This window comes from Azospirillum thermophilum (assembly GCF_003130795.1).
GTDB classification, from domain to species: domain Bacteria; phylum Pseudomonadota; class Alphaproteobacteria; order Azospirillales; family Azospirillaceae; genus Azospirillum; species Azospirillum thermophilum.
In genome coordinates this window covers 1221002-1242837 of the sequence record NZ_CP029352.1, presented here as the reverse complement: position 1 = coordinate 1242837, position 21836 = coordinate 1221002, and the positions used below count along the sequence as shown (strand labels likewise).

23 protein-coding genes are annotated in these 21836 nt (G+C 69.3%); 5 read left to right on the top strand and 18 right to left on the bottom strand.

The window, feature by feature from the left end; all coding sequences use genetic code 11:
- Positions 1 to 114 precede the first annotated feature (114 nt).
- The 10 genes from DEW08_RS05610 to DEW08_RS30620 all read right to left on the bottom strand — a co-directional run bounded on the left by DEW08_RS05610 (position 115) and on the right by DEW08_RS30620 (position 8230).
- Entirely contained in the window at positions 115 to 624 is a 510-nt protein-coding gene (locus DEW08_RS05610) for an RES family NAD+ phosphorylase (RefSeq protein WP_109325124.1), read from the bottom strand.
- A 24-nt stretch (positions 625 to 648) separates the two neighbouring features.
- A complete protein-coding gene (locus DEW08_RS05605) occupies positions 649 to 1038 on the bottom strand; it encodes an antitoxin Xre/MbcA/ParS toxin-binding domain-containing protein (protein ID WP_168220275.1) in 390 nt (129 codons plus the stop codon).
- A gap of 91 nt (positions 1039 to 1129) precedes the next feature.
- Positions 1130 to 1300, bottom strand: a complete 171-nt coding sequence (locus DEW08_RS32060; RefSeq protein ID WP_245986005.1) for a hypothetical protein — start codon at positions 1298 to 1300, stop codon at positions 1130 to 1132.
- Complete coding sequence (locus tag DEW08_RS05600; RefSeq protein ID WP_245986003.1) at positions 1297 to 1968, bottom strand: IclR family transcriptional regulator; 672 nt, start codon at positions 1966 to 1968, stop codon at positions 1297 to 1299. The genes DEW08_RS32060 and DEW08_RS05600 overlap by 4 nt, the downstream gene beginning before the upstream one ends.
- Before the next feature lie 97 nt (positions 1969 to 2065).
- The gene (locus DEW08_RS05595; protein WP_109325122.1) at positions 2066 to 2902 is read right to left on the bottom strand and encodes an ABC transporter permease; all 837 of its coding nucleotides are present in this window, start codon (positions 2900 to 2902) and stop codon (positions 2066 to 2068) included.
- Positions 2899 to 3822 carry an ABC transporter permease gene (locus DEW08_RS05590; protein ID WP_109325121.1) on the bottom strand — a complete coding sequence of 308 codons (924 nt, stop codon included), beginning with the start codon at positions 3820 to 3822 and terminating at the stop codon, positions 2899 to 2901. Before DEW08_RS05590 ends, DEW08_RS05595 begins: the two co-directional genes overlap by 4 nt.
- On the bottom strand, positions 3819 to 5369 hold the full coding sequence (locus DEW08_RS05585; protein ID WP_109325298.1) for an ABC transporter substrate-binding protein: 1551 nt from the start codon (positions 5367 to 5369) through the stop codon (positions 3819 to 3821). Before DEW08_RS05585 ends, DEW08_RS05590 begins: the two co-directional genes overlap by 4 nt.
- Before the next feature lie 182 nt (positions 5370 to 5551).
- The gene (locus tag DEW08_RS05580) at positions 5552 to 6256 is read right to left on the bottom strand and encodes a helix-turn-helix transcriptional regulator (protein WP_245986002.1); all 705 of its coding nucleotides are present in this window, start codon (positions 6254 to 6256) and stop codon (positions 5552 to 5554) included.
- Positions 6257 to 6726: 470 nt separating this feature from the next.
- The gene (locus DEW08_RS05575) at positions 6727 to 7134 is read right to left on the bottom strand and encodes a glycine-rich domain-containing protein (protein WP_109325119.1); all 408 of its coding nucleotides are present in this window, start codon (positions 7132 to 7134) and stop codon (positions 6727 to 6729) included.
- A 40-nt stretch (positions 7135 to 7174) separates the two neighbouring features.
- Positions 7175 to 8230 carry a helix-turn-helix transcriptional regulator gene (locus DEW08_RS30620; RefSeq protein WP_146214638.1) on the bottom strand — a complete coding sequence of 352 codons (1056 nt, stop codon included), beginning with the start codon at positions 8228 to 8230 and terminating at the stop codon, positions 7175 to 7177.
- Positions 8231 to 8532: 302 nt separating this feature from the next.
- Here DEW08_RS30620 and DEW08_RS05570 point away from each other — a divergent pair, with 302 nt between their 5' ends.
- From DEW08_RS05570 to DEW08_RS05555, 4 genes are all read left to right on the top strand, one after another.
- Positions 8533 to 9084: a hypothetical protein gene (locus DEW08_RS05570; protein ID WP_109325118.1), complete on the top strand. Its 552-nt coding sequence runs from the start codon at positions 8533 to 8535 to the stop codon at positions 9082 to 9084.
- A gap of 230 nt (positions 9085 to 9314) precedes the next feature.
- The gene (locus DEW08_RS05565; RefSeq protein WP_109325117.1) at positions 9315 to 10658 is read left to right on the top strand and encodes a pentapeptide repeat-containing protein; all 1344 of its coding nucleotides are present in this window, start codon (positions 9315 to 9317) and stop codon (positions 10656 to 10658) included.
- A 64-nt stretch (positions 10659 to 10722) separates the two neighbouring features.
- The gene (locus DEW08_RS05560) at positions 10723 to 11079 is read left to right on the top strand and encodes a PilZ domain-containing protein (RefSeq protein WP_168220274.1); all 357 of its coding nucleotides are present in this window, start codon (positions 10723 to 10725) and stop codon (positions 11077 to 11079) included.
- A gap of 113 nt (positions 11080 to 11192) precedes the next feature.
- The gene (locus DEW08_RS05555; RefSeq protein ID WP_109325115.1) at positions 11193 to 11636 is read left to right on the top strand and encodes a hypothetical protein; all 444 of its coding nucleotides are present in this window, start codon (positions 11193 to 11195) and stop codon (positions 11634 to 11636) included.
- 46 nt (positions 11637 to 11682) lie between these two features.
- Here the strand turns inward: DEW08_RS05555 and DEW08_RS05550 are convergent, their stop codons facing one another.
- The 3 genes from DEW08_RS05550 to DEW08_RS05540 all read right to left on the bottom strand — a co-directional run bounded on the left by DEW08_RS05550 (position 11683) and on the right by DEW08_RS05540 (position 15560).
- A complete protein-coding gene (locus tag DEW08_RS05550; protein WP_109325114.1) occupies positions 11683 to 13029 on the bottom strand; it encodes an HlyD family type I secretion periplasmic adaptor subunit in 1347 nt (448 codons plus the stop codon).
- A 26-nt stretch (positions 13030 to 13055) separates the two neighbouring features.
- Positions 13056 to 14858, bottom strand: coding sequence for a type I secretion system permease/ATPase (locus DEW08_RS05545; protein ID WP_109325113.1), 1803 nt, complete (start codon positions 14856 to 14858; stop codon positions 13056 to 13058).
- 93 nt (positions 14859 to 14951) lie between these two features.
- A complete protein-coding gene (locus tag DEW08_RS05540) occupies positions 14952 to 15560 on the bottom strand; it encodes a calcium-binding protein (protein WP_109325297.1) in 609 nt (202 codons plus the stop codon).
- 963 nt (positions 15561 to 16523) lie between these two features.
- Between DEW08_RS05540 and DEW08_RS05535 the strand changes: the two genes are divergently transcribed.
- Positions 16524 to 17480 carry a helix-turn-helix transcriptional regulator gene (locus DEW08_RS05535; RefSeq protein ID WP_168220273.1) on the top strand — a complete coding sequence of 319 codons (957 nt, stop codon included), beginning with the start codon at positions 16524 to 16526 and terminating at the stop codon, positions 17478 to 17480.
- Here DEW08_RS05535 and DEW08_RS05530 read toward each other — a convergent pair.
- The 5 genes from DEW08_RS05530 to DEW08_RS05510 all read right to left on the bottom strand — a co-directional run bounded on the left by DEW08_RS05530 (position 17460) and on the right by DEW08_RS05510 (position 21774).
- Positions 17460 to 19409, bottom strand: a complete 1950-nt coding sequence (locus DEW08_RS05530) for a tetratricopeptide repeat protein (RefSeq protein ID WP_245986000.1) — start codon at positions 19407 to 19409, stop codon at positions 17460 to 17462. The genes DEW08_RS05535 and DEW08_RS05530 overlap by 21 nt on opposite strands.
- A gap of 93 nt (positions 19410 to 19502) precedes the next feature.
- Positions 19503 to 19925: a DUF411 domain-containing protein gene (locus DEW08_RS05525; protein ID WP_245985999.1), complete on the bottom strand. Its 423-nt coding sequence runs from the start codon at positions 19923 to 19925 to the stop codon at positions 19503 to 19505.
- Positions 19926 to 20115: 190 nt separating this feature from the next.
- Positions 20116 to 20352: a thioredoxin family protein gene (locus DEW08_RS05520; RefSeq protein ID WP_109325111.1), complete on the bottom strand. Its 237-nt coding sequence runs from the start codon at positions 20350 to 20352 to the stop codon at positions 20116 to 20118.
- Positions 20353 to 20374: 22 nt separating this feature from the next.
- Positions 20375 to 21439 (bottom strand): permease, encoded by a 1065-nt coding sequence (locus DEW08_RS05515; RefSeq protein ID WP_109325110.1) that lies wholly within the window; start codon positions 21437 to 21439, stop codon positions 20375 to 20377.
- A complete protein-coding gene (locus DEW08_RS05510; RefSeq protein ID WP_109325109.1) occupies positions 21436 to 21774 on the bottom strand; it encodes an ArsR/SmtB family transcription factor in 339 nt (112 codons plus the stop codon). Before DEW08_RS05510 ends, DEW08_RS05515 begins: the two co-directional genes overlap by 4 nt.
- Between the last annotated feature and the right edge of the window lie 62 nt (positions 21775 to 21836).

Sequence of the window (21836 nt, the reverse complement as noted above, 5' to 3'; positions counted from 1 at the left end):
GCGGAATCAAGTTTTGCGGAATTAAATTCCATCACACGAAATTAGGTGCGCGAAGGCCGCTGCCTTGTGACGGCAGCCTGCAGCGCCCTCACCAGGAGCCCTCACCAGGAGCCCTCACCAGGAGGAGGCGTCGCGCGGCAGATCGCGGTTGGGGTCGAAGACGCGGACCGCGGCGGGTGCTGCGGTCTTCCACAGGACGATGTTGACCCCGCCCGGACGAACGGCGGAGGGGAAGAGGAGGCCCTGGGCGCCTTGGGCGATCAGGCGGTCCACCAGATGCCAGGTCGGCGGTTCCCGCCGCTCGATCCGCCACAGGAACCGCCAGTCGCAGGCAAGCTCTGCCCGCGTGATCCCGAGCGCCGGCAGGGCGGCATCCTCCGTCACGTCCGGGATGGCCTGAGCATCCACCTCGTACCCGGCGACGAGGCCGGGGCGCGGGATGCTTCCGGTCTGCTGATATTCGGCCCAGGCGGTTTCGACGTCGGCAGAGAGATAGAGCGCCTCCAGCCCCGGCCGGTTGAAGCGCCCGCCGGTCTGTGCGGCTCCGGCCCCGCTCAGGGGGCGATGCGCCCAACGGGGTGTCAGAACCCGGATGAAGCGGCGCTTGAGCGGCGCCCCGGTCAAACGGTCCCCGTCACGCGACGCGTCTCACGCATAGGTGCCGTGGCGCAGATCGTCGAGATAGGCCATCACCGCCTCGGCGTGACCGTCTGCGACCAGTTCGGCCGGTGTCCGGAACCGGTAGGCCTCGATCGGCTGGTGACGGTACCAGAGCAAGGCGCGGTCGAGGTCGCCGGCCACCTCGGTCGCGCTTTCCAGAAGCCGGACCACCTCCCCCACCGCCTCCTGCACCTTCGGGCTGTGCGGATTGCGGGCAATGGTGTTGCGGTCCACCCCGGCAAGCGCGGCAAGCTCCTGCACGCGCATGCCCGTCAGCTCGATCAGGCGCCGCGGGTCGAGATGGCGCCCGCCCGGTTCGGCCACGGCCTCCAGGGCCGGGCCGAGCAGTCCCGGATTGACCGGTGCCGCATGTCGCATGGCGCACCTCCGTTCCCGCATGGAAATCGCACGACGGAGTCTAGTCCTGCGACATCCGTACGACAAGGTCCCGTTTGGTCGGGGCGGCCGGTCAGACGCTCTGGTCGAAGGCCGCGACCTTGCGGACGATCTCGACCAGCCGTGGCCCGATATCCGTCTCCAGCCGCTCCGGCGTCAGCAGGTAGGCGGGGCCGCCGCAGTTGAAGGCGAGGACCGGCATGTCGCGGTGCGGCGGACGGAAGGGGACGCCGACCGAGTTCACCTGCGGATACCACTCCCGATGGTCGTGCAGAACCCGCGGCTGCGCACCTCGTCCACCGCGCGCAGGATGCCGTCCTCGATCCTCGGCCAGCGCTCCTCGCCGGCGCGGGCGCGCAGCTTCCGCATCAGGGCGGCGCGCTCCTCCTCGCCGACGCCGGCGAGACAGGCGCGGCCCATGCTGGAGCGGCCGAGCGAGATGCGCGATCCGATGGTGAGCTGGAGCGACAGGACCCCGGCGCTGCGCGCGCAGCCGATATAGATCATGCTGAGGTCGTCGCGCCCGCCGACCCCCGCCACCACGCCGTCGCCGGCCAGCTCCGCCAGCTCCTGCAGATAGGGCTGCGCCGTCTCGCCGATCCGCATCCCGCCGAGACAGGCATAGCCCAGCCCGAGAACCGGCACCCCCATGCGGTACTTGCCGCTGTCCTCCAGATAGACGAGGTAGCCGAGCTTGCTCAGCGTGTAGGTCAGGCGCGAGACGGTGGCCTTCGGCAGGCCGCTGCGCTGCGCCAGCTCCTGGTTGCCGAGGGCTGTATCGGTCGGCCGGAAGCAGCGGAGGAGTTCCAGCCCGCGGTAGAGTGCCACGACGAACTGCCGGTCGCCGGGAAAGGGATCGTCGCCCTCCACGGCCTCGACATCGGCGGTGACTGGATTGGTCCTCTTCTTCACGGCCGCTACTCCCCTCGGCTCCCCCAGGCGCCCCTGCTTTAGTACAGCCGGCGGCGGCGATCCACCGGAAAGCCGGCCGCCGCCACGGGAGGCGGGGCTACCGCCGGGCGGCCGTGCTGCGTGGATCGAGCCCGTCGCGCAGGCCCTCGGCCAGCAGGTTGACGGCGAGCGCGATGGCGGCGACCGTGACGGTCGTCGCGGCGATCAGGTGCGGGCCGCCATGCAGGTCGGCCAGCCCGTCGCGGATCAGGGTGCCGAGCGACACCGCCGGTTCCTGGACGCCGAGCCCGAGCGCGCTCAGCGTCGCCTCCATGACGATCACCGGGCCGAGGGACAAGGCGGCGCGGATGGCGATCGGGCCGGCCATCGCCGGCAGCAGGTGGTGGCGCATGCTGTGCGCCGGTCCGGCGCCCAGGGCCTTCGCGGCGGCCATGTGCTCGGCGGTCCGGAGCGACAGGACCAGCGCGCGGCACCAGCGGACCTGCGACGGCCATGCCGCCAGGGCGAGCGTCAGCACCATGGCCTCGACGCCCGGACCCAGCAGCGCCGCGGCGACGATGGCGAGCGACAGGTCGGGGAAGCCGTGCAGCAGGTCGGCCAGACGCAGAACCATGGCGTCCGCCCGGCCGCCGATCCAGCCGGCGACGCCTCCCAGCGTGAAGCCCAGCCCCACCGCCAGGACCAGCGCCAGCCCCGCGATGGCGAGCGATGCGCCGGTGCCGGCGATCAGCCGGGCCGCGACGTCGCGGCCCAGCCCGTCGCACCCCAGCGGATGCGCGGCGGACGGTCCGGCCCACGCCCGGCCGAGATCCATGGCGGACGGGTCGAGCGGCAGCAGCGTGGCGGCCACCGCCGGCAGGCCCAGAAGCAGCGCCGCCAGCAGCAGTCCGGCGCGGCCGGGGGTGGAGCGTCCCAGGCGGGCCGGCGCGGTCATGGCGCCTCCCGTCCGTCGCGCAGCCGGGGATCGGCAAGGCCGATCAGCAGCTCGACCATCAGGCTGAGCGCGACCTGGGCCAGGACGAAGACCAGCACGGCGGCACCGGCCAGCGGGTGGTCGCGGGCCAGCACCGCCTGGACGGTCAGGCGGCCCACGCCCGGCAGGGCGAACACGCTCTCCACCGCGGCGGTGGCGGTGAGAACCGCTCCGATCACCGACCCGGCCGCGGCCGCCAGAGGCACCAGCGCGTTGGGCAGCGCGTGGCGCAGCAGTATGGCCGCGCGGCCCAGCCCCTTGGCCCGCGCGGTGCGGATGAAGTCTCGCCCCAGAATCTCCGTCACCTGGGCCTGGGTCAGGCGGGCGATCACCGCGGCGGCCGGCAGCGCCAGCGTCACCACGGCCGGCAGGACGCCGCCGGGGCCGGCCAGCATCAGCCAGGTCCCCAGAGCCAGCGGCGGTATGGACAGCGCCAGCACCGCCCCGATGGTGAGCAGCGTCGCCGGCCAGGACCGTCCCCCGGCGGCGGCGGCAAGCCCGGCAGTGAGCCCGAGCGGCAGGGCGAGCGCCGCGGCACCGGCGAGCAGGCCCAGCGTCATCGGCAGGGCCTCGCCCAACAGGGTGGTCACCGGCACGCCGCCGTACCGCAGCGAGTGGCCGAGGTCGCCCCGCAGCAGCGCGAGCAGGTAGGATCCGAACTGGGCGGCCAGCGGCCGGTCGAGCCCGGCGCCCGCCCGCAGTTGCCGGACCATCTCGGCATCCGCCGCCCGTCCCTCCACCATCAGCAGGACGGGGTCCCCCGGCAGCGCACGGGATGCCAGGAAGCTCGCCAGCACCGCGGCGCCGGTCAGCAGAAGCAGCCCCGGCAGGCGCCGGGCCAGCCGCTGCCGGAGCGCACGCCCGAGGACCCGGCCGGTCACGGCAGCCGGGCGTTGCGGAAATCCGGCGTGCCGTCGGGCCGGATGACCACGCCGGTCACGCCCGGACGCATCAGGGCCACATACTGCGGCACGGGCAGCGGGACCGCCGCCGATCCGGCGTTCAGCAGATGCTCGGCCTCGCGGTACAGCGCGTGGCGGGCGGCGGGATCGGCGAGGCTGCGCGCCCGGTCCACCAGCCGGTCGAAGGACGGGTCGCGCCAGCGGGACCGGTTGGTCGGGCTGGCGCTGAACCATTGGGAGGCGAGCTGGTCCATGGGGTCGGGATAGTCCGCCGTCCAGCCGTTGAAGAACAGGGCCTCGCGCCCCTCGTTGATCGCCGCCACATAGGCGCCGCGCTCCAGGATGCGCACGCCGACCGGGATGCCCAGCACCGCGCCGAGCTGTGCGGCGAAATAGGTCGCCTCCTCCCGCACATTGGGCGCTCCGGCGATCTGCAGCGGCGGCAGGCCGCGCCCGCCGGCATGGCCGGCCTCGGCCAGCAAGGCCTTTGCCCGAACCGGATCGGCCGGGGCGGGGGCGGCCGAATCGGGATGGTAGCCGCCGAGCCCCGGGGTGACGAAGCCCTCGGCCAGCACCGCCCGACCGGCATGCAGGCCGTCCACGGTGGCCGCGCGGTCGAGCGCCAGCCGCAGCGCCTCGCGCACGCGCTGGTCGCGGAAGGGCGGGTACAGGTCCTGATTCACGGCGAGATAGCGGACCTGCGCGCGCCGGAAAGCCCGCACCTGCCCGTCGTAGCGGGGCTGGCGCACCGCCGAGCGCACGAGATTCTCGGGCAGCGGCGCCACGTCGAGGTCCCCGGCATCGTAGCGGGCGAGCAGCGTGTTGGGGTCGGGCAGCACCGACAGCTGCACCCCGTCCACCGCGGGAGCGCCGCCCCAATAACCGGCATGCGCCTCCAGCCGCACCGAGTCGCCCCGCCGCCAGGAGGCGAAGCGGAACGGCCCGGTGCCGCCGGACGCCTGTTCCGGCCAGGACGGTCCGAATTCGGCCTCCAGGCCGCGGTCGACGAACAGGAACGGGTAGAGCGGGAAGAGCGCATCCGGTTCGGTGAGCCGCACGACCAGCGTATGGGGATCGGGGATGGTGACTCCCGACAGCGAACTGGCGTCCCCGCGCTGCAGCGCCGCGGCACCCTCGACACCGCGCAGGTAGAAGGCGCTGTAGCCGGGCTGGGGCTTGCGGGTCAGGTGGCGCTCCCAGGTCCACAGCACGTCGGCCGCGGTGAACTCGCGCCCGGAATGGAAGCGCACGCCGCGGCGCAGGGAGAAGCGCCAACTGCGCCCGCCGTCCGCCGTTTCCCAGCCGGTGGCCAGGGCGGGGACGGCGTTGCCCTCGGCATCCATGGCGGTGAAGCCTTCATAGACCTGCCGCAGCACGCCTGCGGTGATCAGGCCGGGGAAGACGAAGGGATCGGCGGTCGCGAGGTCGTCGGACAGGCTGGCCCGCAGCGTCGCCGCCGGTGCCGGCGCGGCGATGACGGCGGCCAGAAGGACCAGGAACAGACGGAAGAGCACGGTCAGGGGCATGGCGCGGGACATGGCAGGGCGTTGGGCCGAAGGAACCGGCTGCCCCGTCCTCCCGTCATGGCGTCAGGCCGGGGGTGGGGAAGCGGCGTCGCCGGTCCTGCGGCGTATGTATGCACGGGCGCGCACTCATATCCAGATATTCACTCTGGCGGAGACGGGGAGGGTGCGTTGCCTACCCCAGGTCACGCCCGCGATCCGAAATGCCAGCAGAGCGTGGTCACCTGGCGCACGATGGCCGCCTGGTTGCGCAGGCCGGTCTTGCTCAGGATGGAGGACACCTGATTGTACACCGTGCGGCGTTCGACCCCGCGGTCTTCGGCGATCTCGTCGGCGGTCCGGCCGGAACACAGGGCGAGCGCGACCTCGGCCTCGGCCCCGGTGATCTGCAGCAGGTCGGCGACGGTGCGGGGCGAGACGGCGGGCAGTGCGTCCGGGTCGACGATGGTCAGCAGCAGGATGCCCGTCGTCGGACTGTCCCAGCCGATATGCTGGGCGGGCGGTTCCGAGAGCGTCGCGAAGTAGGGTGCAGGCTGGTCGAGGCGCGACACCCGCAGGGTGACCGGCGTGTGCGTCCGCCGGCGGAAGAACCCGGCGGCGCGCTTGGTCAGCGCATCCTGTTCCTCAATAGCGTTCGGAATGCAGAGCCGCCCGCCGAGGACGGAAAATCCATCGCCGCGCGACATGATCGAGACGAAGGACTGGTTGCCGTCGATGATCTGACAGCGCGGCGTGAGAAGAGCAGCGGGGTAGGGAAGTGCGTCGAGAAGGCGGACAACGAAAGCGGATTGGGTCGGCTGAGCGACTGTGTCGCCCCAGCCAAAAGGTAGCATCACATCCAACCCGTTACGGACATGGTCGAGGAAGCTGTCGGTAACGTCACGACGCATCTGGTACCACCAGCCGTCGGTCCCCCTCAGGCGCTCATAGGTTACTTGAATTATGCGGCCATTAGAGTGATGGGAAAATGATTGAGAATAGCTAGTGAAGCGGCGGAATTCTCTAGCGTAGTTAATCCAGCCTTCGGGCTCGTCGTACAAAGACTGGTGATTTACGGTTCGGTGCATTACGCAACCTAAAACAAAGTCATTATATGTATGCGATGAATGAGGATCGATAAATTCATACATAGAGGAATGTTTATTATTAAACACTATGGATCTGTCAAATCTGTCGAATATAACTAAGCCAGAATGTGTCTCTTGGGCCGCCTTCTGAATATAGTTAACTGAATTATTCATTTCACCCTCTCAGGCCACAGTATAAATTTGCCTGACTTCTGCTTCCGTTAGGGACTTCATGATGATATGATTTGCGCACAACAACTAATTACATTTTTAGTTGTTGTGCGCAGAAAATGTTAGTGTCCCTTTACCGAAATGAGGCACAGGGCAAAATCATCATGGTTTAGCTTTTTTCCAAATGTGCGATGGAAAGCGTCTTGTGTATTGCGAATACCGTTGTGCCATTCTGGGCAATTCGAGACTTCTGGATAGTGGTAGACTTTACCGCCTACCATCCTTAGCATGTCATTTTCATAGTTTTCCATAAACAGAATGTGTTCATGCCAAGCAATATCCGCCAATTTTGTTGGCACCAGGACTTTACTCGGGTCTGCAGCAAGAATTTGGATGAAGCGACGATACTCCTCGACGGATCTTGTCGCCTCATCAGGTGTCCGGCCGGCCCGTTCCAGGCGCTTGTTAATAAAGGATAGATCAAGCGATTCGGCCTGCTCACTTGAGAAATCTGCGCCCATCTCTGTCATGTCAATTCTTCCTGTGTTTGCCTGATATCGTTAAGCGGTTCTATATCCGTGGTCCGAAGACATAGGAGAGCGTTGCCACCTGCTGGGCAACGGCAGCTATGTCCCGGAATCCTGTTGATCTCAGGATAGAATCCGTCTTATTTTTGATAGTTTGCAGAGGTACTTCGTATTTGGCAGCGATTTCGTCGGCTGTTAGCCCATTAGCGAATGCCTGCGCGACTCTCGCTTCAGGCTCGGTGATCTGGAGGAGTTCTGCAATGATGCGAGGCTCAATTGCTGGGACCACTTTTGGGTCGGTAACGGTCAACAGCAGAATGCCTGCGGCTGTTGTCTCCCAACTAAGCTGCCCTATTGGCGGCTCTGTCAGTGTAAGTAGATAGAACGATTGCCGATCCAGCTTCGCGGTGCGGAGGGTTACAGGGGCACGGTGTCGGCGACGATAAAACCCGGCGACACACTTCGAAAGTGCTTTCTCAGCGTCGAAGGAAGTCTGAAGTCCAAGCCGACCATTTGTCAGTATTAGTCCGTCACCGCGCGACAATAGGTTGGCAAACGCGACGTTTCCGTCAACCACTTGCGATCGCGTTGTAAGCAGAGCTGCTGGTTGGGGAAAAGTATCCAGAAGCCGGACCATAAAGGTCGCTTGCACTGGCGGAGGGGAGGCCTCATTGGACCCGATATGCGTCAGGGGATCCATGCCGCTACGGATGCGCTGGAGAACCTCCGCAGTTACGTCCCGACGCATCTGGTACCAGCGGCCGTTGGTGCCATCGATTCTCTCGAAGGTCACCTGGATGATTCGGCCGTCCGAATGGCGGGTCAGCGTCTGTGAGAAGCGATTGAGTCGGCGAAAGCGGGACGCAAAAGAAATCCAGCGCTCCGGCGCTTTGTAGACCGAGCTCTCGTCAAACTTCTTATGCTTGACGCACTCCATAAAATGATGACGGAAGTCAATCGGGCTCGAGAAATCGACAAACGGATAAAGCTCTTTATGTTTCCTGTTCACGGAAATGATCTTGTCGTCGCCATCATAAATGGCTAGGGCGGCCCCGGCATGCGCGGCGCGACGCGATAACTCCTCTATCAGGCCTGCCATGCACACCCTCCTGCATACCCGGGTGTATCATAATGGCGGCCGGGCATAGGCTCAAGGGGATATCACCGATTTAATTCGGATATGAACCATTTTTATTGAGCACAAACGACATACAATTGTGTGCAGCCTGTGGACGTCCCCCGGTTTTCATGTGCAATATTTCACTTGATAGACGCGTTTCCGTTGCTATCTGCCGGAATGCTGGTATCTTCGGCGCACGGTTGCATATCCATGTCATCGTCATGGAGATTCGGATGCGGGCCCAACGGGTGAATCCTTTTTCGTCGCCATGGCTTAACAAATTGCTCGCAGAGGCTTTCAAGCGACCGGCGCTCGACGGGGCGGAGGACGCGCTCGTCCTGACCAGCGTCTTTCCGTGCGACTCGCGGCCCTCCCAGGGGGAGGATGCGGTGGCCACGGCGCCCTGGGCGAGCGAGTGGCTCCGGCACGCCGTCGCAGCGGCGCGCAAGCAGCCCGCGCTCCGGGTGGCCCAGGATGTCCGGACCTTTGCCGACTATATGATAGAGGTGGTCCTGCTGATGGACCGCCATGGCCATTTCCAGGACGACCGCGACCGGCAGCGGGTCGACGCCCTGCTGGAGAGGGCGGACAAACACCGCTCCGCTCCGTCCCGCGCCGCCGCGGCGGAACGCCTGCTGGCCGCCGCCGGGAGCCCGGATGCCGGGCGTTCCGACGCCCTTGCCGAGGCGCTTCGGCCGATGCGCGGCGACGACTCGGTGGTGCCGGCCCTGCTCGGCCTCGCGGCCCTGCCGGAGGGCAAGCGCCGGGCGCGGCTGCACGGCATGGGCATGGCGCTGCTGGCCACCTCGGCATCGGGCGCGCTGAACGGCTGAGGCGGCGGGCCGTCACCGGGGCGGCAGGCTCCGGACCAGTCTTCACCCGGCCTCCCGCATCCCCATCCGCATCCCCATCCACATGGACCGGCGCGCGAGCGGGACCGCCGCCTGCGGCACAGTGTCTATTTTCGTTGGAACACAGCGGGTTTTAACTTCTGGCCGCTAACATCCGCCTTCCCGACAGGAAGAGGGGCGCCCGGCGCCTCCGCGGAGCTTGGTTGCCAACGATGTTCCAGACGACGCTCGACCGCCTCGATATCGACTACCGCAAGCCGACGGCTGCCGAGATCGAGCAGGTGCTGGAGCTGCATCTGCGCCATGTCCAGGGACAGCGCGGCGGAACGCGGGCCTGCCTGAAGTTCTGCGACCTGTCGCATGCCACGCTCTCGCGGCGGGTGCTGGCCGGGGCCGACCTGACCGGGGCGCGGCTGGTGGGGGCGGACCTCAGCGGCGCCGATCTCCGCGGCGCCTGCCTGTTCGGCACCGACATGACCAAGGCCAACCTGACCAAGGCCAACCTTTCCAAGGCCGACCTTCGCGGGGCCGCGTTGCGCGGAGCCGCCATGCCGCGCGCCCTGCTGGCCGAGGCCGACCTGCGCGACGGCTACCTGATGCGGGCGAAGAACGGCGATCTGGCGCCCATGTCGCCCAGCCAGAGCGCCGCCGAGCTGTCCGAGGCCACCCTGACCAAGGCCGACCTCAGCCGGGCCAAGCTGTCCAACGCCTTCGTCGTCCAGACCGACCTGCGCGACACCGACCTGCGCGGCAGCATCTTCATCCGCGCCAACCTCAGCGGCTCCGACCTCACGGGCTGCAACCTGGAGGGTGCCGACCTGTCGGAGGCCAACCTGTCCGGCGCCAAGCTGGACGGCGCCATCCTGACCCGCGCCCTGCTGCGCAGCACCGACCTCTCCAACGCCAGCCTGCTCGGCGCGCTGCTGGACGAGGTCGACCTGTCGCTCGCCAATCTCAGCGGCGCCGACGTGGTGAAGCGGCTGGAGGACATCGACGGCGTGATCGGCGAGGCGCTGCGCCTCCACCGCGACTGGATCCTCAGCAACGGGCGTAAGGGCAAGCGCGCCGACCTCTCGGCGGTCGATCTCAGCGGGCACAACCTGTCGCACCTGAACCTGTCCGCCGCCATCCTCAAGCAGGCGAAGCTGAAGGACGCTAACCTCTCCGGCACGGTGCTGGCGATGGCCGACCTGTCCATGGCGGACCTGCGCGGCGCCACCCTCGTCGGCGCCGACCTCCGCGGCGCCTGCTTCGAACGCGCCGTCCTCGGCGACGCCGACCTCAGCACCGCCATCGCCTGCCCGATGGAACTGCGCAACGGCCAGGGCTGGGCGACCAACTTCGACAAGGCGCGCATGGCCCGCATCAACGCGGCGGCGGCCGACCTGTCGGGCGCGCAGTTCCGCGACGCCGACCTGACGCAGGCGCGCTTCACGCAGGCGCAACTCCGCGGCGCCATCCTGCTGGATGCCGTGATGACCATGGCGGATCTGCGCGGCGCCGATCTCAAGGATGCCGATTTCCGCGGGGCGTCCGACCTCAGACTGCCGGATTAGCGACACCGGACGCCACGGGAACGCCACAGGAACGCCACGGGGAGACGACGCGAGGAGGCCAGCCATGACGACCGAGACGCAGCAAGACCGGGACCGCCGGCGCCACGCCCGCTTCGCCGGCGGCGACTATCCCCTGCGGGTCGGGCGGTTCCCGGCCCGGCTGGTCAACTGGTCGGCCGGCGGGGTCGGCGTCGTCCTGCGCGACGGGACCGCCGGGCTGCAGCCGGGGGAGGCGGTGACCCTCGGCATCCCCTGCGACCGCACCGCCGCCGTCGCCGTCTTCCCCGGCCGCGTCCAGCATGTCGACGTTTCCCGCGGGCTCGTCGGGGTCGCCTTCACCGCGGATGCCGAGGACGCCATCCGCCTCCTCGCCGAGTTCCTGCACGACGGGGGCTGCGATTCCGGGCAGCGGCCGGGCTAAAAGGGGAGGCGCCGCCGTCACGGGCTGACAGCGCCGCCGCCGCGGTGTAAGCCTGCCGGTCCGACCGAAGGGACCCGGCCCGTTCCGGGAGCGATACCGGATCGATGCGAGCCATGGCGGCAAGGACGAGACGCAACAGGGGACGGAAGGGCGCCCGCGGAGCCCGGCAGCAGCCGACGACCAGTGCGCGGATCGCCGACCGCATCAGGGCGACGGGGGACGAGGCGCCGCCGGACAGGAACGCTGCCCGCCCGCCCGGGCCCCTCGCCAAGCCGTTCTCAAAGCCGCAGGCCAAGCCCAGGGCCAAGCCGCACACCCTTCCGCCGCACCAGCTCGCCAAGCGGCTGCCCCGCGGGCAGGCCAAGGTGAAGCGCTCGCCGGAGATGGAGGCGGGCACCTTCCTCAGCCCCGAACAGCAGCGCCTGATGCGGGCGCAGCGCGACGCCGCCCGGCAGGAGGCCCGGCTGCGCCGGGGCCTGGTCCTGCTCGTCCTGGCGGCGGTGCTGGCGCTGGCCGGTCTGGTCTGGCTCGGCGGCCGCCTGGCCGGCTGGGTCTGATCGCCGGGACCGGCGCCGGGGGGATGGCGGGGATGTCCCGCCGCCCTCAGTCCTCCACCAGCGCGCGGGCCAGGGAGTCGAACAGCGGGGCCGCGATATAGTCGATGGCGCGGCGCTCGCCGGTGCGGATCATGACGTCGGCCGCCATGCCCGGATGCAGGTCGAGCGGGCCGGCCTGCCGCAGGCTCTCCGGATCGAGCCGGACCATGGCGATGAAGTAGGCCTCGCCGGTCTTCTGGTCGGTGAAGCGGTCGGCGGATACGCGGTCCACCACGCCGTCGACGGTCGGGGTGCGGCGCATCTTGAAGGCGGTCAGGCGCACCTGCGCCGGCTGGCCGGCCCGCACCACGTCGATGTCGTTCGGCGTCACGCGTGTCTCGACCACCAGCTCGTCGGTGCCGGGCACGATGTCCATGATGGGGTCGCCGGGCTTGACGATGCCGCCGACGGTGAAGGCCTTCAGCCCGACCACCCGGCCGGCGATGGGCGCGCGGACCTCGGTGCGGGCGACGGCATCCTGCACGGCCTTGATGCGGGCGGTGGCGTCCGACAGCGTGGCCTGGGTCGTCTCGATCTCCGCGGCGATCTCCGCCTGCCGCGTCCGCTCCTTCCCCTCGATCTGCCGCTGCAGGACGGCGATTCCCTGTTCGGCCCGCTCGATCTGCGCCAGCGCGTCGTCTCGCTGCCCTTCCGAATCGGCCAGCGCCCGGCGCACCGCCATGACGCGCGGCACCCGCTCCAGCCCCTTGTGGTAGAGGTCGAGCACGCCGGCCAGTTCCTGCCTGGTGTAGTCGATCTTCTCGACCGCCGTGCGGTGCTGGACGCGCAGCCCGGCGATCTCCTGCCGGGCCTGGGCGATCTGCCCCTGCAGCACCGCCAGCTCGGCGTCGTACTGCTGCCAGCGGGCGGCGAACATGGCGGTCTGCACCTGCGCGGCGCGGGCCAGCGCCGGGTTGTCGCTGCTGCGGTCCATCAGCTTGTCGGGAAAGCGCAGCGTGCGCTGGCCGGCCTGCTCGACCTGCAGGCGGGTCAGGCGGACCAGGGCGGACCAGTATTGCCCCGCCATCTCCTCCAGCATGGCGCGGCTCTGCGTGCCCTGGATGCGCAGCAGGACCTGGCCCGCCTCCACCATGTCGCCCTCGCGGACGGCGAGGTCGGAGACGATGCCGCCTTCCAGATGCTGCACGGTCTTGCGGTTGCCCATCACGGTGATGGTGCCCTGGCCGAGTGCGGCCCCGTCGAGCTTGGCGAGGAAGGCCCAGCCGGCGGCCGAGCCGAAGGCCAGCAGGATCAGCAGCAGGGCCGTCGCGATGGCGCGGCTCACCGTCGGCTCGCGGTGCGGCAGGTCGATCAACTCGCCGCGGGCGGCGGGAACGAGGTCAAGGGTTGCCATGGCAGGGGGCCTCGGGGGATGGACGGTCAGTCGCCGGCGGCGGCGTTGAGGGCGGGGCCGGGAGAGGCGCCGGGAGGGGTGCCCGATGCGGCGGACGGCTGCTCCAGCGGCCGGGCGGCCGGGGCGGGCGCGGCGGCGGGACCCGGACGGGCCGCCGGGTTGCCGGTCAGGCGGCGCAGCACGTCGGAGCGGGAGCCGATCTGGTCGATCATGCCGTCGCGCAGCACCATCACCCGGTCGGCCCCGGCCAGCAGCATGGGGCGATGGCTGACCACGACGACGGTGGTGCCGGCGGCCTTGGCCTTGGCGATCGCGTCCGCCAGCGCGTTCTCGCCCTCGGTGTCGAGGTTGGCGTTCGGCTCGTCGAGCACCAGGAGCCGCGGGTTGCCGTAGAGCGCGCGGGCCAGCGCCAGGCGCTGGCGCTGGCCGCCGGACAGCAGGGCGCCGGCCTCGCCGACCGGCGTCTCGTAGCCCATCGGCAGGCGGCCGATCATCTCGTGGATGCCGGCGCTGCGCGCGGCGGCGATCACCGCGGCTTCGTCGACGGCGCCCATGCGGGCGATGTTGGCGGCGATGGTCCCCTCCAGCAGGGCGACGCTCTGCGGCACATAGCCGACATGGCGGCCGAAATCCCCGCGCTCCCAGGTCCAGACATTGTGCCCGTCGAGGTAGACCCCGCCGGAGGTCGGCTCCAGGACCCCGACCAGCAGGCGGGCCAGCGTCGACTTGCCGGCCGCCGAAGGGCCGACGACGCCCAGCACCTCGCCCGGCTGCAGGCTGAAGGAGACGTTGCGCAGGGTGGCGCGCTCGCCGCCCGGCGGGACATAGGCAAGCCGCTCCACCGTCAGCGCGCCCGACGGCTGGGGCACGCGGCCGGTCCGCCGCGGCGGGGCGGAGGCGAGGACCGCCGACAGCCGCTTGTAGGCCGCCCAGGCCTGGACCCAGCTTCGCCATCCCTCCGAAAGCTGTTCGAACGGGCCGACCGCGCGGGCCAGGATCAGCGAGGCGACGATCATGGCGCCGGGGCTGACCAGCCGGTCGATCACCAGGACCGCCCCGATGCCGACGATGGCGAGCTGCACCATCATCCGCAGGACGCGCGCGAGGGTGGAGAAGGTCTTGCTGCGCACGGTGGCGCGGTGGAGCAGCGCGAGATACTGCTGCTGCATCCGCTCCGTCCGGTTCATGATGTTGGGCGCCATGCCCATGCCTTCGATCGCCTCGGCCGCGCGGGCGGCGGCGCCGATCTCGGCGGCCTGCCGGATCATCCGGCGGTTGGCCTCGGTCATCGCCGGCGCGGAGACGGCCTGCCCGATCAGCGTGGCGGCGATGACGCAGCCGCCGCCGATCAGCGCCACGAGTCCGAAGGCGGGATGCAGGATGTAGAGGACCAGGAAGAAGATGGGGGCGGCGAAGGCGTCGAAGGGTGCTCCGACGCTGGGGCTGCCGAGGAAGGCGCGGATCTCGCCGATGTCGCGCAGCACCTGGCTCGGCTGGCTGTTCGGATTGTCGAGCCGGCCGCGGATCGAGGCCTCCAGCGCGTCGCGCGTGATGCTGCGGGCGAAATGGTGGCCGATGGCGGTGTAGATCTGCCCGCGCGCCACTTCGATCAGGCCATAGATGATCAACGCCCCGCCGCCCAGCAGGCTGAGGGCGACGAGCGTGTCGAGATTGCGGCTGCCCAGCACGCGGTCATAGACCTGCATCATGTAGATCGACGGCGCCAGTTGCAGCAGGGCGATGAACAGGCTGACGACGCCCGAGAAGAGAATGGCGGGGACGAACGCCCTCGGCAGATGGTTGCCGGCCGTGCCGCCGCGGCTGGTCATGATGCGTGCTCCGGTCGAGAGGGAACGAATGAAGAGGGGGGCCGGCCCCGGGAGCCGGCACCCCGCACATCACGCCCGATCAGGCGCCTGGGATCAGGCCCAGGAGCCGTACTCGACGTCGGCACCGTTGAAGCCGTACGCCACGTCGACCAGCAGGATCTCCTGACCGTTGGACAGGACCAGCAGCGTGTCGTTGGTGAACGGGTTGCCCATGTCCACGTCGACGTTGTTGATCTCGGTGATCCAGACGTTGTTCAGGACGATCTTGTCCTCGTTCTGGGCATCGAAGCCGTAGATCACGTCGCGGCCGGTCGGGCTGGTGTCGCTGTTGGAGAAGTAGAAGCGGTCGACCGCGCTGTCGTTGCCGGCGGTCATGACGTCGTCGCCGCGGCCGCCGATGATGTTGTCGGCACCGGTGCCGCCGTCCAGCGTGTCACGGCCGGCGCCACCATACAGATCGTCGTTGCCCGCGCCGCCGTAGACCTTGTCGTTGCCGGCGCCGGCCTCGATGTAGTCGTTGCCCGCACCGCCATCGACCACATCGGCACCGGCACCCGACAGGATATAGTCGTGACCCGCACCACCATAGATGGTGTCGGCGCCGCCATTGGTCTCGATGTAGTCGTCGCCGCCGAGAGCGTAGATAACGTCATTGCCGTTGCCGGTGATGATCTCGTCGGCAGCGTTGGTGTAGGTAGCCATTTATGCCCTCCATTGGGTTTATCCGGCTGCGTTATGGGATGGCTTGGAACAAGTCCTTGCCGTTTGTTGCAGCTCGTGACGAGGGCAATAAGCGCCAAGCAACGGGTCGGGTAATACACCCAACTCGATAAGAAGATAAACCTATTATTTCGGTTTTGGCGACACTGTTTTGCCGCTGAAACAGTTATTGCGACGGACTCATTACAGGTTGATGTCGTTTCGTCGAGTGTTTATTGATTCGATCATGGATTCTATCTTCCTGTATTTGCTGGGAAAAGCCATTGGCCGGTCCGCTTGTGGCCGGGGTACCGGCCGCTGCGGTGTATGAAAGACTGCAAACACAATTGTTGCTACCCGCAGCTAGGCAAGCGTGAAGAGGTACCCTCAGCAGGGGGGCTCTCTCTTGGCGTACCCAGCCGGAATTCGGGACGCGGAACCACCGCCCGGTGCGGTGGTGCGGTCGTTTCTTCGAAAGAAAGGGCTATAGATGGTCGAGTATTACCACTCCGATCATCCAATAGAATGAGAAAATGGGGAGCGTCCTTACTCAATAGAGAAGAGGTGGAGTGGTGGCGAGCATCTGCGGGCGAACCATACCCGTTTAGGGGTTTTCTTGGTCTTATTGCTCATTCTATAAGCTTCCATCAGAAGAAATTGATAATAATGGTGTGAATGCCATGGGATAATAAAGATTATTCGATAATGTACTTCGCTTTAACGGGTTCAACCCTGCCAGTGCAGCCCAAACCGCACTGCGCCAACGGGAACCTGCCGGGCCAGACCGGGACACCGGCGGAAACAAAGGAAACGCACATGCAGGAGCGGAACACCCTCGCCCATTCCGCCCAGGGAGGAATGCCGGCGAACCCTGAGGACGTGCAGGACTGGCTCCATCAATTCCTCTGCGGGGCATTCTCCCGGACGCGCTGCTGTGTCGGGCTCCGGCGGGTCCATGACGGCGCGATGCGCGTGATCTCCCCGGGCTGCCACAGCCCGGCCGAACTCGCCGCCTGGGTCAAGCTGCTGAACGGCCAGTCGGACTCGCCCCACCATCTGCGGCGGACGATGATGCTGGACGCCTGCCGCCTGCTCACCGTCGTGCTGGTGGGCGCGCCGGCGGAACCGGCCTTCACGCCGGACGACCACCGGGCGCTCGACCGCATGATGCCGCTGATCGGCAGCGTCGTGATGCTGCGCGAGAAGGTCGACGCGGCGCAGGCCCGCTGGCAGGCCTTGGCGGAGACGCTGGACCGGCTGACCGTCGGGGTCGTGCTGGCCAACCCCCAGGGCGGCGTGCTGGTGATGAACCAGAGCGCCGAGGAGATACTGCAGAGCGCCCTGCAGCGTGGCGACGGCAAGGACGAGGATGCGGCCTCGCTGGTCCGCCGCCTGATGGATCGCGGGCCGGCCGGGGCGGGGCAGGGACGGGTGGCGGCCGGCGGGCCGGCGACCCTCGCCTTGCCGCGCGACACCTCGCTGCCGGTCACGGTGCTGCTGGCGCCGGTGACCGGCGGGGCGCGGGGGCAGCCGGCCGAGGGGCCGTTCACCGCCCTGTTCCTGTGCGATCCCGAGCGCTCGCTGGCCGGTCACGAGGACAGCCTGCGGGTCGTCTTCGGCCTGACCCGGCTGGAAGCGAAGATCGTGGTCAACCTGGTCAACGGCCTCAGCCCGGAGGAATGCGCCCAGCAGCTCCGGATCAGCGTCCACACGATCCGGGCCTATCTGAAGCAGATCTTCTCCAAGACCGGGACGCACCGGCAGGCCAACCTGATCCGCCTCGTGCTCGCCAGCTTCGGCGGCCTGCGGGCCCAGCGCGCCGACCCTCACGCCACGTCCTCCGACGGCCAGGCCATCCCGCCGGGAGGTGCGGGCTTTCCCGCCTCCCCCCGGCTCGAAGGACTAGCGCCCGCCGCCCGGTGAACCCGGCCGCGGGCGGCGCGGGCGCCGGGATCGGATGCTATCGGGACAGGCGCTCCGCCAGCCGCCGGCGGATCTCCTGCAGGGGCGATTGCCAGTCCTTCGGCGCCGGCTGGCGGAACAGGGTGACGCTGGGTACCACAGCGCGTCCGGCCGGTCGCGCAGCCAGCGCCAGTCGGGGCCGTGGGCCAGCAGCGCCCAGACCGGATGGCCGAGCGCGCCGGCCATGTGGACGGTCACGTTGTCGATCGAGACGACGAGGTCGGTCGCGGCGATCCGGGCCGCCAGACCGTCCAGATCGTCCCAGCGTTCGGTGGCCGGCGGAGTGACGATGTCGACGCCGCGCCCGGCCAGTTCCGCCACCGGACCGCTCCAGTCGCCATACTGCAGCACCACCAGCCGGACGCCGGGAAGGGCCAGGGCCTGGGTGAGCAGGGGAAGGGGAATGTTGCGGGTGCGGCCGTATTTCGGGTTGCTGGTGTGCCAGGCGATGCCGATGCGCAGCCGCACCGCCGGATCCGCGTCGGCCGCCCGCAGGGCCGCGACCCGGGCCGGATCGGCCGTCAGGAAGGGGCGCAGCCCGCCGAAGGCCGCTTCGTCCGTCAGCAGGAGCCGCGGCAGGCTGCCCGACGGGATCTGCGCGCCGATGTCCGCCGCGGACAGCCGCGGATCGGGCGGTGTCCGGCGGGCGACCAGCTCGACCTCCGGCAGCGAGCGGGCGAGCAGCGGGATCAGCCGCGGCTCGCACTCCAGGACGCAGCGGACACCGGCTTCCACCAGACCGGGCAGCGGAGCGGCGAACTGGATCTCGTCGCCGATCCCCTGTTCGCCCCAGACCAGCAGCCGCCGGTCGCCGAGCGGCTGGCCCCGCCATTCCGGCTGGGGGAAGCGGCCGACCGACTGCGACCACGGGGGCACGGTCCAGCGTTCCTCCCAGGCCTGCCAGCCTTCGGCGAAGCGGCCGAGCGACAGCAGCGCCATGGCGCGCAGGATGCGGGCGTCCGCCAGGCCGGGGTCGGTGGCGAGAGCCTCCCCGGCCAGCGCCAGCGCCTCGGCCGTCCGGCCCAGCAGATAGAGCGCATCGGCCAGATTGTTGAGAATCTCCGGGCTGCCGGGCTTCAGCGCCAGGGCGCGCCGCAGGGCCGTCACCGCGCCGGGCAGGTCGTCCAGCGCCTTGCGGCTGCTCGACAGGTTGTTCCACAGCTCCGGCGATGCCGGGTCGAGGGACAGGCCGCGGTGGTAGAGCGCCTGCACCGTGCCGGCAGGGGCCTCCTCCCGGCGGGCGCAGCCCAGCAGGTTCCAGGCCATCGGCTGAAGCGGGTCGATGCGCAGGGCGCGTGCCAGTGCCGCCGCGGCCTCCGCCACCCTGCCGAGATGGAAGAGCTGTTCGCCTTCCGCCCGCTGCAGGCCGGCATCGCCGGGCGACAGCAGGCGGCCGATCCGGTACTGCGCCGCCGCGGCCTCCGGCCGGCCCGCCCCGGCCAGGGCGAGGCCCAGGTTGAAGCGCACCTCCTCCGCCAGCGGCATGGCCCCGGCCGCATGGCCCAGCGCCTCGGCAGCGAGCCCGGCGGCTCCCTCGCGCAGCCGGCGGACGGCGAAGTTGTTGAGCAGGCCGGCGCGGCCGGGATCGAGCGCCACGGCGGCGGCGAGATGGCCGACCGCCTCGGCCGGCCGCCCCAGCTCCTCTAGCAGGTTGGCGAGGTTGGCGCGATAGTCGGGCTGGCTGCCGTCGGCGGCGACGGCCCGCCCGATCAGCTCCGCCCCCTCCGCCACGCGGCCGGACTGGGCGAAGACCAAGCCGCGCAGATGCAGGGCCGGCGGGAAGTCCGGAACCGCGTCGAGGATTTGCCGGTAGACCTCGTCCGCCTCGGCCAGCCGCCCCTGCTGGTGGAGGTCGAAGGCGAACAGCACGGCCTCCTGGAGGGTCGCCATCGCGGATGCTTCCTGCCCGGTGGTGGTTCCGGGCAGGCTACACCGGTTGGCCGGGCCGCCGCAGCGATTTCGCGCCTGCTGCCGGGCGGGGGCTCAGTGGCGGGCGTAGACCGTGGCCTTGCCGTCCGCGGTGCCGAACAGCACGGTCTGGTAGGGGGTGCCGGTCTTCATGTCCATGCCCGGGGCGTCCTGCGGCATGCCGGGCACCGACAGGCCGCGGGCCTTCGGCCGCTCGGTCAGCAGCCGCTTCACGTCGGACGCCGGGACATGCCCCTCCAGCACATAGCCGTCGACCAGCGCGGTGTGGCAGGAGTGCAGCGGCGCCGGGACGCCCTGCTGCGCCTTCACCGGATCCACGTCGTCCACCTCGTGGACCGTCACCTGGAAGCCGGCCTCGCGCATGTGGGTGACCCAGCCGCCGCAGCAGCCGCAGGAGGGCGACTTCCACACCTCGACCGTCTTGCCGGCCATCTGCTCCGCCGCCGCCGCCGGGGCGGAGGCGAAGCTGCCGGCCACCACGACCGATCCGACGATGGTGGCGGCGCCGAACAGCGCGGCCCGAGCGCCGTCGCGATGATCTTCCGGATGGTCATGGTCTTCTCCCTGCTGCTTCGGTACGCGGACTGCGCCGAGCCCGTTAACCGATCCTTACCGCGACCGGCGCCCCCTCTCCTTGATCGAGGTCATTCGTTTAGCGTTTCGACTGTCAGTCGGACAACCACTTTGCCAGATCCTCCGCCTTCGGCAGGCCGCCGGCATGGACGACCTTGCCGTCGATCACGATGCCGGGGGTGGCGGCGATGCCGTAGCCGGCGATGGCGGCGTAGTCGGTGACCTTCTCCACGTGGACGGGCACGCCGAGCCGCTGCGCCTCGGCCCGCACCATCTCCTCGGTCGTCTGGCAGCGCTTGCAGCCGGGGCCGAGCACCTTCACGTCCTTCATGGCCGTTCTCCTCTTTCCAGGGTCAGGCGAAAAGCAGGTTGAACAGGAAGCCCACCGCCAGGATGCCCAGCCCCACCACGCCGATGAACACGGCGATCAGGCGGACCGTCAGCACCTTGCGCAGGATGATCATTTCCGGCAGCGACAGCGCGATCACCGACATCATGAAGGCCAGCACGGTGCCCAGCGCCGCGCCCTTGCCGATCAGGGCCTCCACCACCGGGATGATGCCGGCGGCGTTCGAGTACATCGGGATCCCGACCAGCACGGCGGCCGGCACCGACCACCAGGCCTGCCTGCCCATGATGCCGGCCAGCAGATCGGCGGGGGCGTAGCCGTGGATGAAGGCCCCGGCGGCGATGCCGGCGATGATCCAGGGCCAGACCCGGCCGACGATCTCCCGCACCGCCTCGACGCCGGCACGGATGCGGTCGGCGACGGTGAGCTCCTCCGGCGGCAGCTCGGCCGCGGTGCTGCGCAGGGTGCGCACCCACTCCTCCAGCCAGCCCTCCAGATGCAGCCGCCCGATCACCCAGCCGGCGACGACCGCCACGCCGAGCCCGAAGGCGAGATAGGTCAGCGCCACCTTCCAGCCCAGCAGGACGAACAGCAGGCCCAGCGCCACCTCGTTCACCATCGGGGCGGCGATCAGGAAGGAGAAGGTCACCCCCAGCGGCACGCCCGCCGAGACGAAGCCGATGAACAGCGGCACCGCGGAGCAGGAGCAGAAGGGCGTGACGACGCCCAGCCCGGCCGCCGCGACGTTGCCCAGCCCCTCGCGCCGCCCGGCCAGCAGGGCGCGGGTCCGCTCCGGCGAGAAGAAGCTGCGCACGATCCCCATGGCGAACACCACCAGGGTCAGCAGCATCAGCACCTTGGGCGTGTCGTAGACGAAGAAGGCCACCGCCTCCCCCAGCGGGGTGCGGCGCTCCAGCGGGAGCTGCGAGACCACCCACTCGGAGACGGGCACGAGCTGGCTGTAGGCGCCGGCCCAGGCCAGGAGGAAGGCGGCGGTGCCGGCGATCCACGGCAGATCGCCGGAGCGGGGCGGGTCCGGCCGCGAGGTGAGGGAGGGTCCGATGGTCATGCCGCCTCCAATCCGCCGGCCAATCCGCCGGCCGTTTTCCCGGCAGGAAGGGCGGCGAGCACGGCGTCGACGATGGCGGTCACCGCCGGGGCCAGCGCCGGGTTGCGGCGATAGCGCACCCATTGCGCCTCGCGCCGGTCCACCACCAGCCCGACACCCTTCAGTGCCGCCATGTGGCGGGACATGCGCGACTGGGTGGCGGACAGCCGCTCCATCAGTTCGCACACGCAATGCTCCCGCCCGTCCCACAGCAGGCGCAGCGCGCCGAGGCGCGTCGGGTCGGACAGCGCCGCCATCAGGGCGGTGACCGCTTCGGTGTCCAGATGGGTTTCCATGCGTCGAACCGCTTATGCGTTTATCCGCATGTTCTGCCGGCCCCGGCCGCGGGTCAAGCACG

What these genes read in the sequence shown, in the direction of transcription:
- DEW08_RS05540 (WP_109325297.1), bottom strand. Translation starts at nt 15,560, where the DNA reads ATGGCTACCTACACCAACGCTGCCGACGAGATCATCACCGGCAACGGC.
- DEW08_RS05515 (WP_109325110.1), bottom strand. Translation starts at nt 21,439, where the DNA reads ATGACCATCGGACCCTCCCTCACCTCGCGGCCGGACCCGCCCCGCTCC.
- DEW08_RS05555 (WP_109325115.1), top strand. Translation starts at nt 11,193, where the DNA reads ATGGCGGCAAGGACGAGACGCAACAGGGGACGGAAGGGCGCCCGCGGA.
- DEW08_RS05530 (WP_245986000.1), bottom strand. Translation starts at nt 19,409, where the DNA reads ATGGCGACCCTCCAGGAGGCCGTGCTGTTCGCCTTCGACCTCCACCAG.
- DEW08_RS05575 (WP_109325119.1), bottom strand. Translation starts at nt 7,134, where the DNA reads ATGACAGAGATGGGCGCAGATTTCTCAAGTGAGCAGGCCGAATCGCTT.
- DEW08_RS05565 (WP_109325117.1), top strand. Translation starts at nt 9,315, where the DNA reads ATGTTCCAGACGACGCTCGACCGCCTCGATATCGACTACCGCAAGCCG.
- DEW08_RS05585 (WP_109325298.1), bottom strand. Translation starts at nt 5,369, where the DNA reads ATGCCCCTGACCGTGCTCTTCCGTCTGTTCCTGGTCCTTCTGGCCGCC.
- DEW08_RS05550 (WP_109325114.1), bottom strand. Translation starts at nt 13,029, where the DNA reads ATGGCAACCCTTGACCTCGTTCCCGCCGCCCGCGGCGAGTTGATCGAC.
- DEW08_RS05535 (WP_168220273.1), top strand. Translation starts at nt 16,524, where the DNA reads ATGCGCGTGATCTCCCCGGGCTGCCACAGCCCGGCCGAACTCGCCGCC.
- DEW08_RS05560 (WP_168220274.1), top strand. Translation starts at nt 10,723, where the DNA reads ATGACGACCGAGACGCAGCAAGACCGGGACCGCCGGCGCCACGCCCGC.
- DEW08_RS05595 (WP_109325122.1), bottom strand. Translation starts at nt 2,902, where the DNA reads ATGACCGCGCCGGCCCGCCTGGGACGCTCCACCCCCGGCCGCGCCGGA.
- DEW08_RS30620 (WP_146214638.1), bottom strand. Translation starts at nt 8,230, where the DNA reads ATGGCAGGCCTGATAGAGGAGTTATCGCGTCGCGCCGCGCATGCCGGG.
- DEW08_RS05520 (WP_109325111.1), bottom strand. Translation starts at nt 20,352, where the DNA reads ATGAAGGACGTGAAGGTGCTCGGCCCCGGCTGCAAGCGCTGCCAGACG.
- DEW08_RS05580 (WP_245986002.1), bottom strand. Translation starts at nt 6,256, where the DNA reads ATGCGTCGTGACGTTACCGACAGCTTCCTCGACCATGTCCGTAACGGG.
- DEW08_RS05545 (WP_109325113.1), bottom strand. Translation starts at nt 14,858, where the DNA reads ATGACCAGCCGCGGCGGCACGGCCGGCAACCATCTGCCGAGGGCGTTC.
- DEW08_RS05510 (WP_109325109.1), bottom strand. Translation starts at nt 21,774, where the DNA reads ATGGAAACCCATCTGGACACCGAAGCGGTCACCGCCCTGATGGCGGCG.
- DEW08_RS05605 (WP_168220275.1), bottom strand. Translation starts at nt 1,038, where the DNA reads ATGCGACATGCGGCACCGGTCAATCCGGGACTGCTCGGCCCGGCCCTG.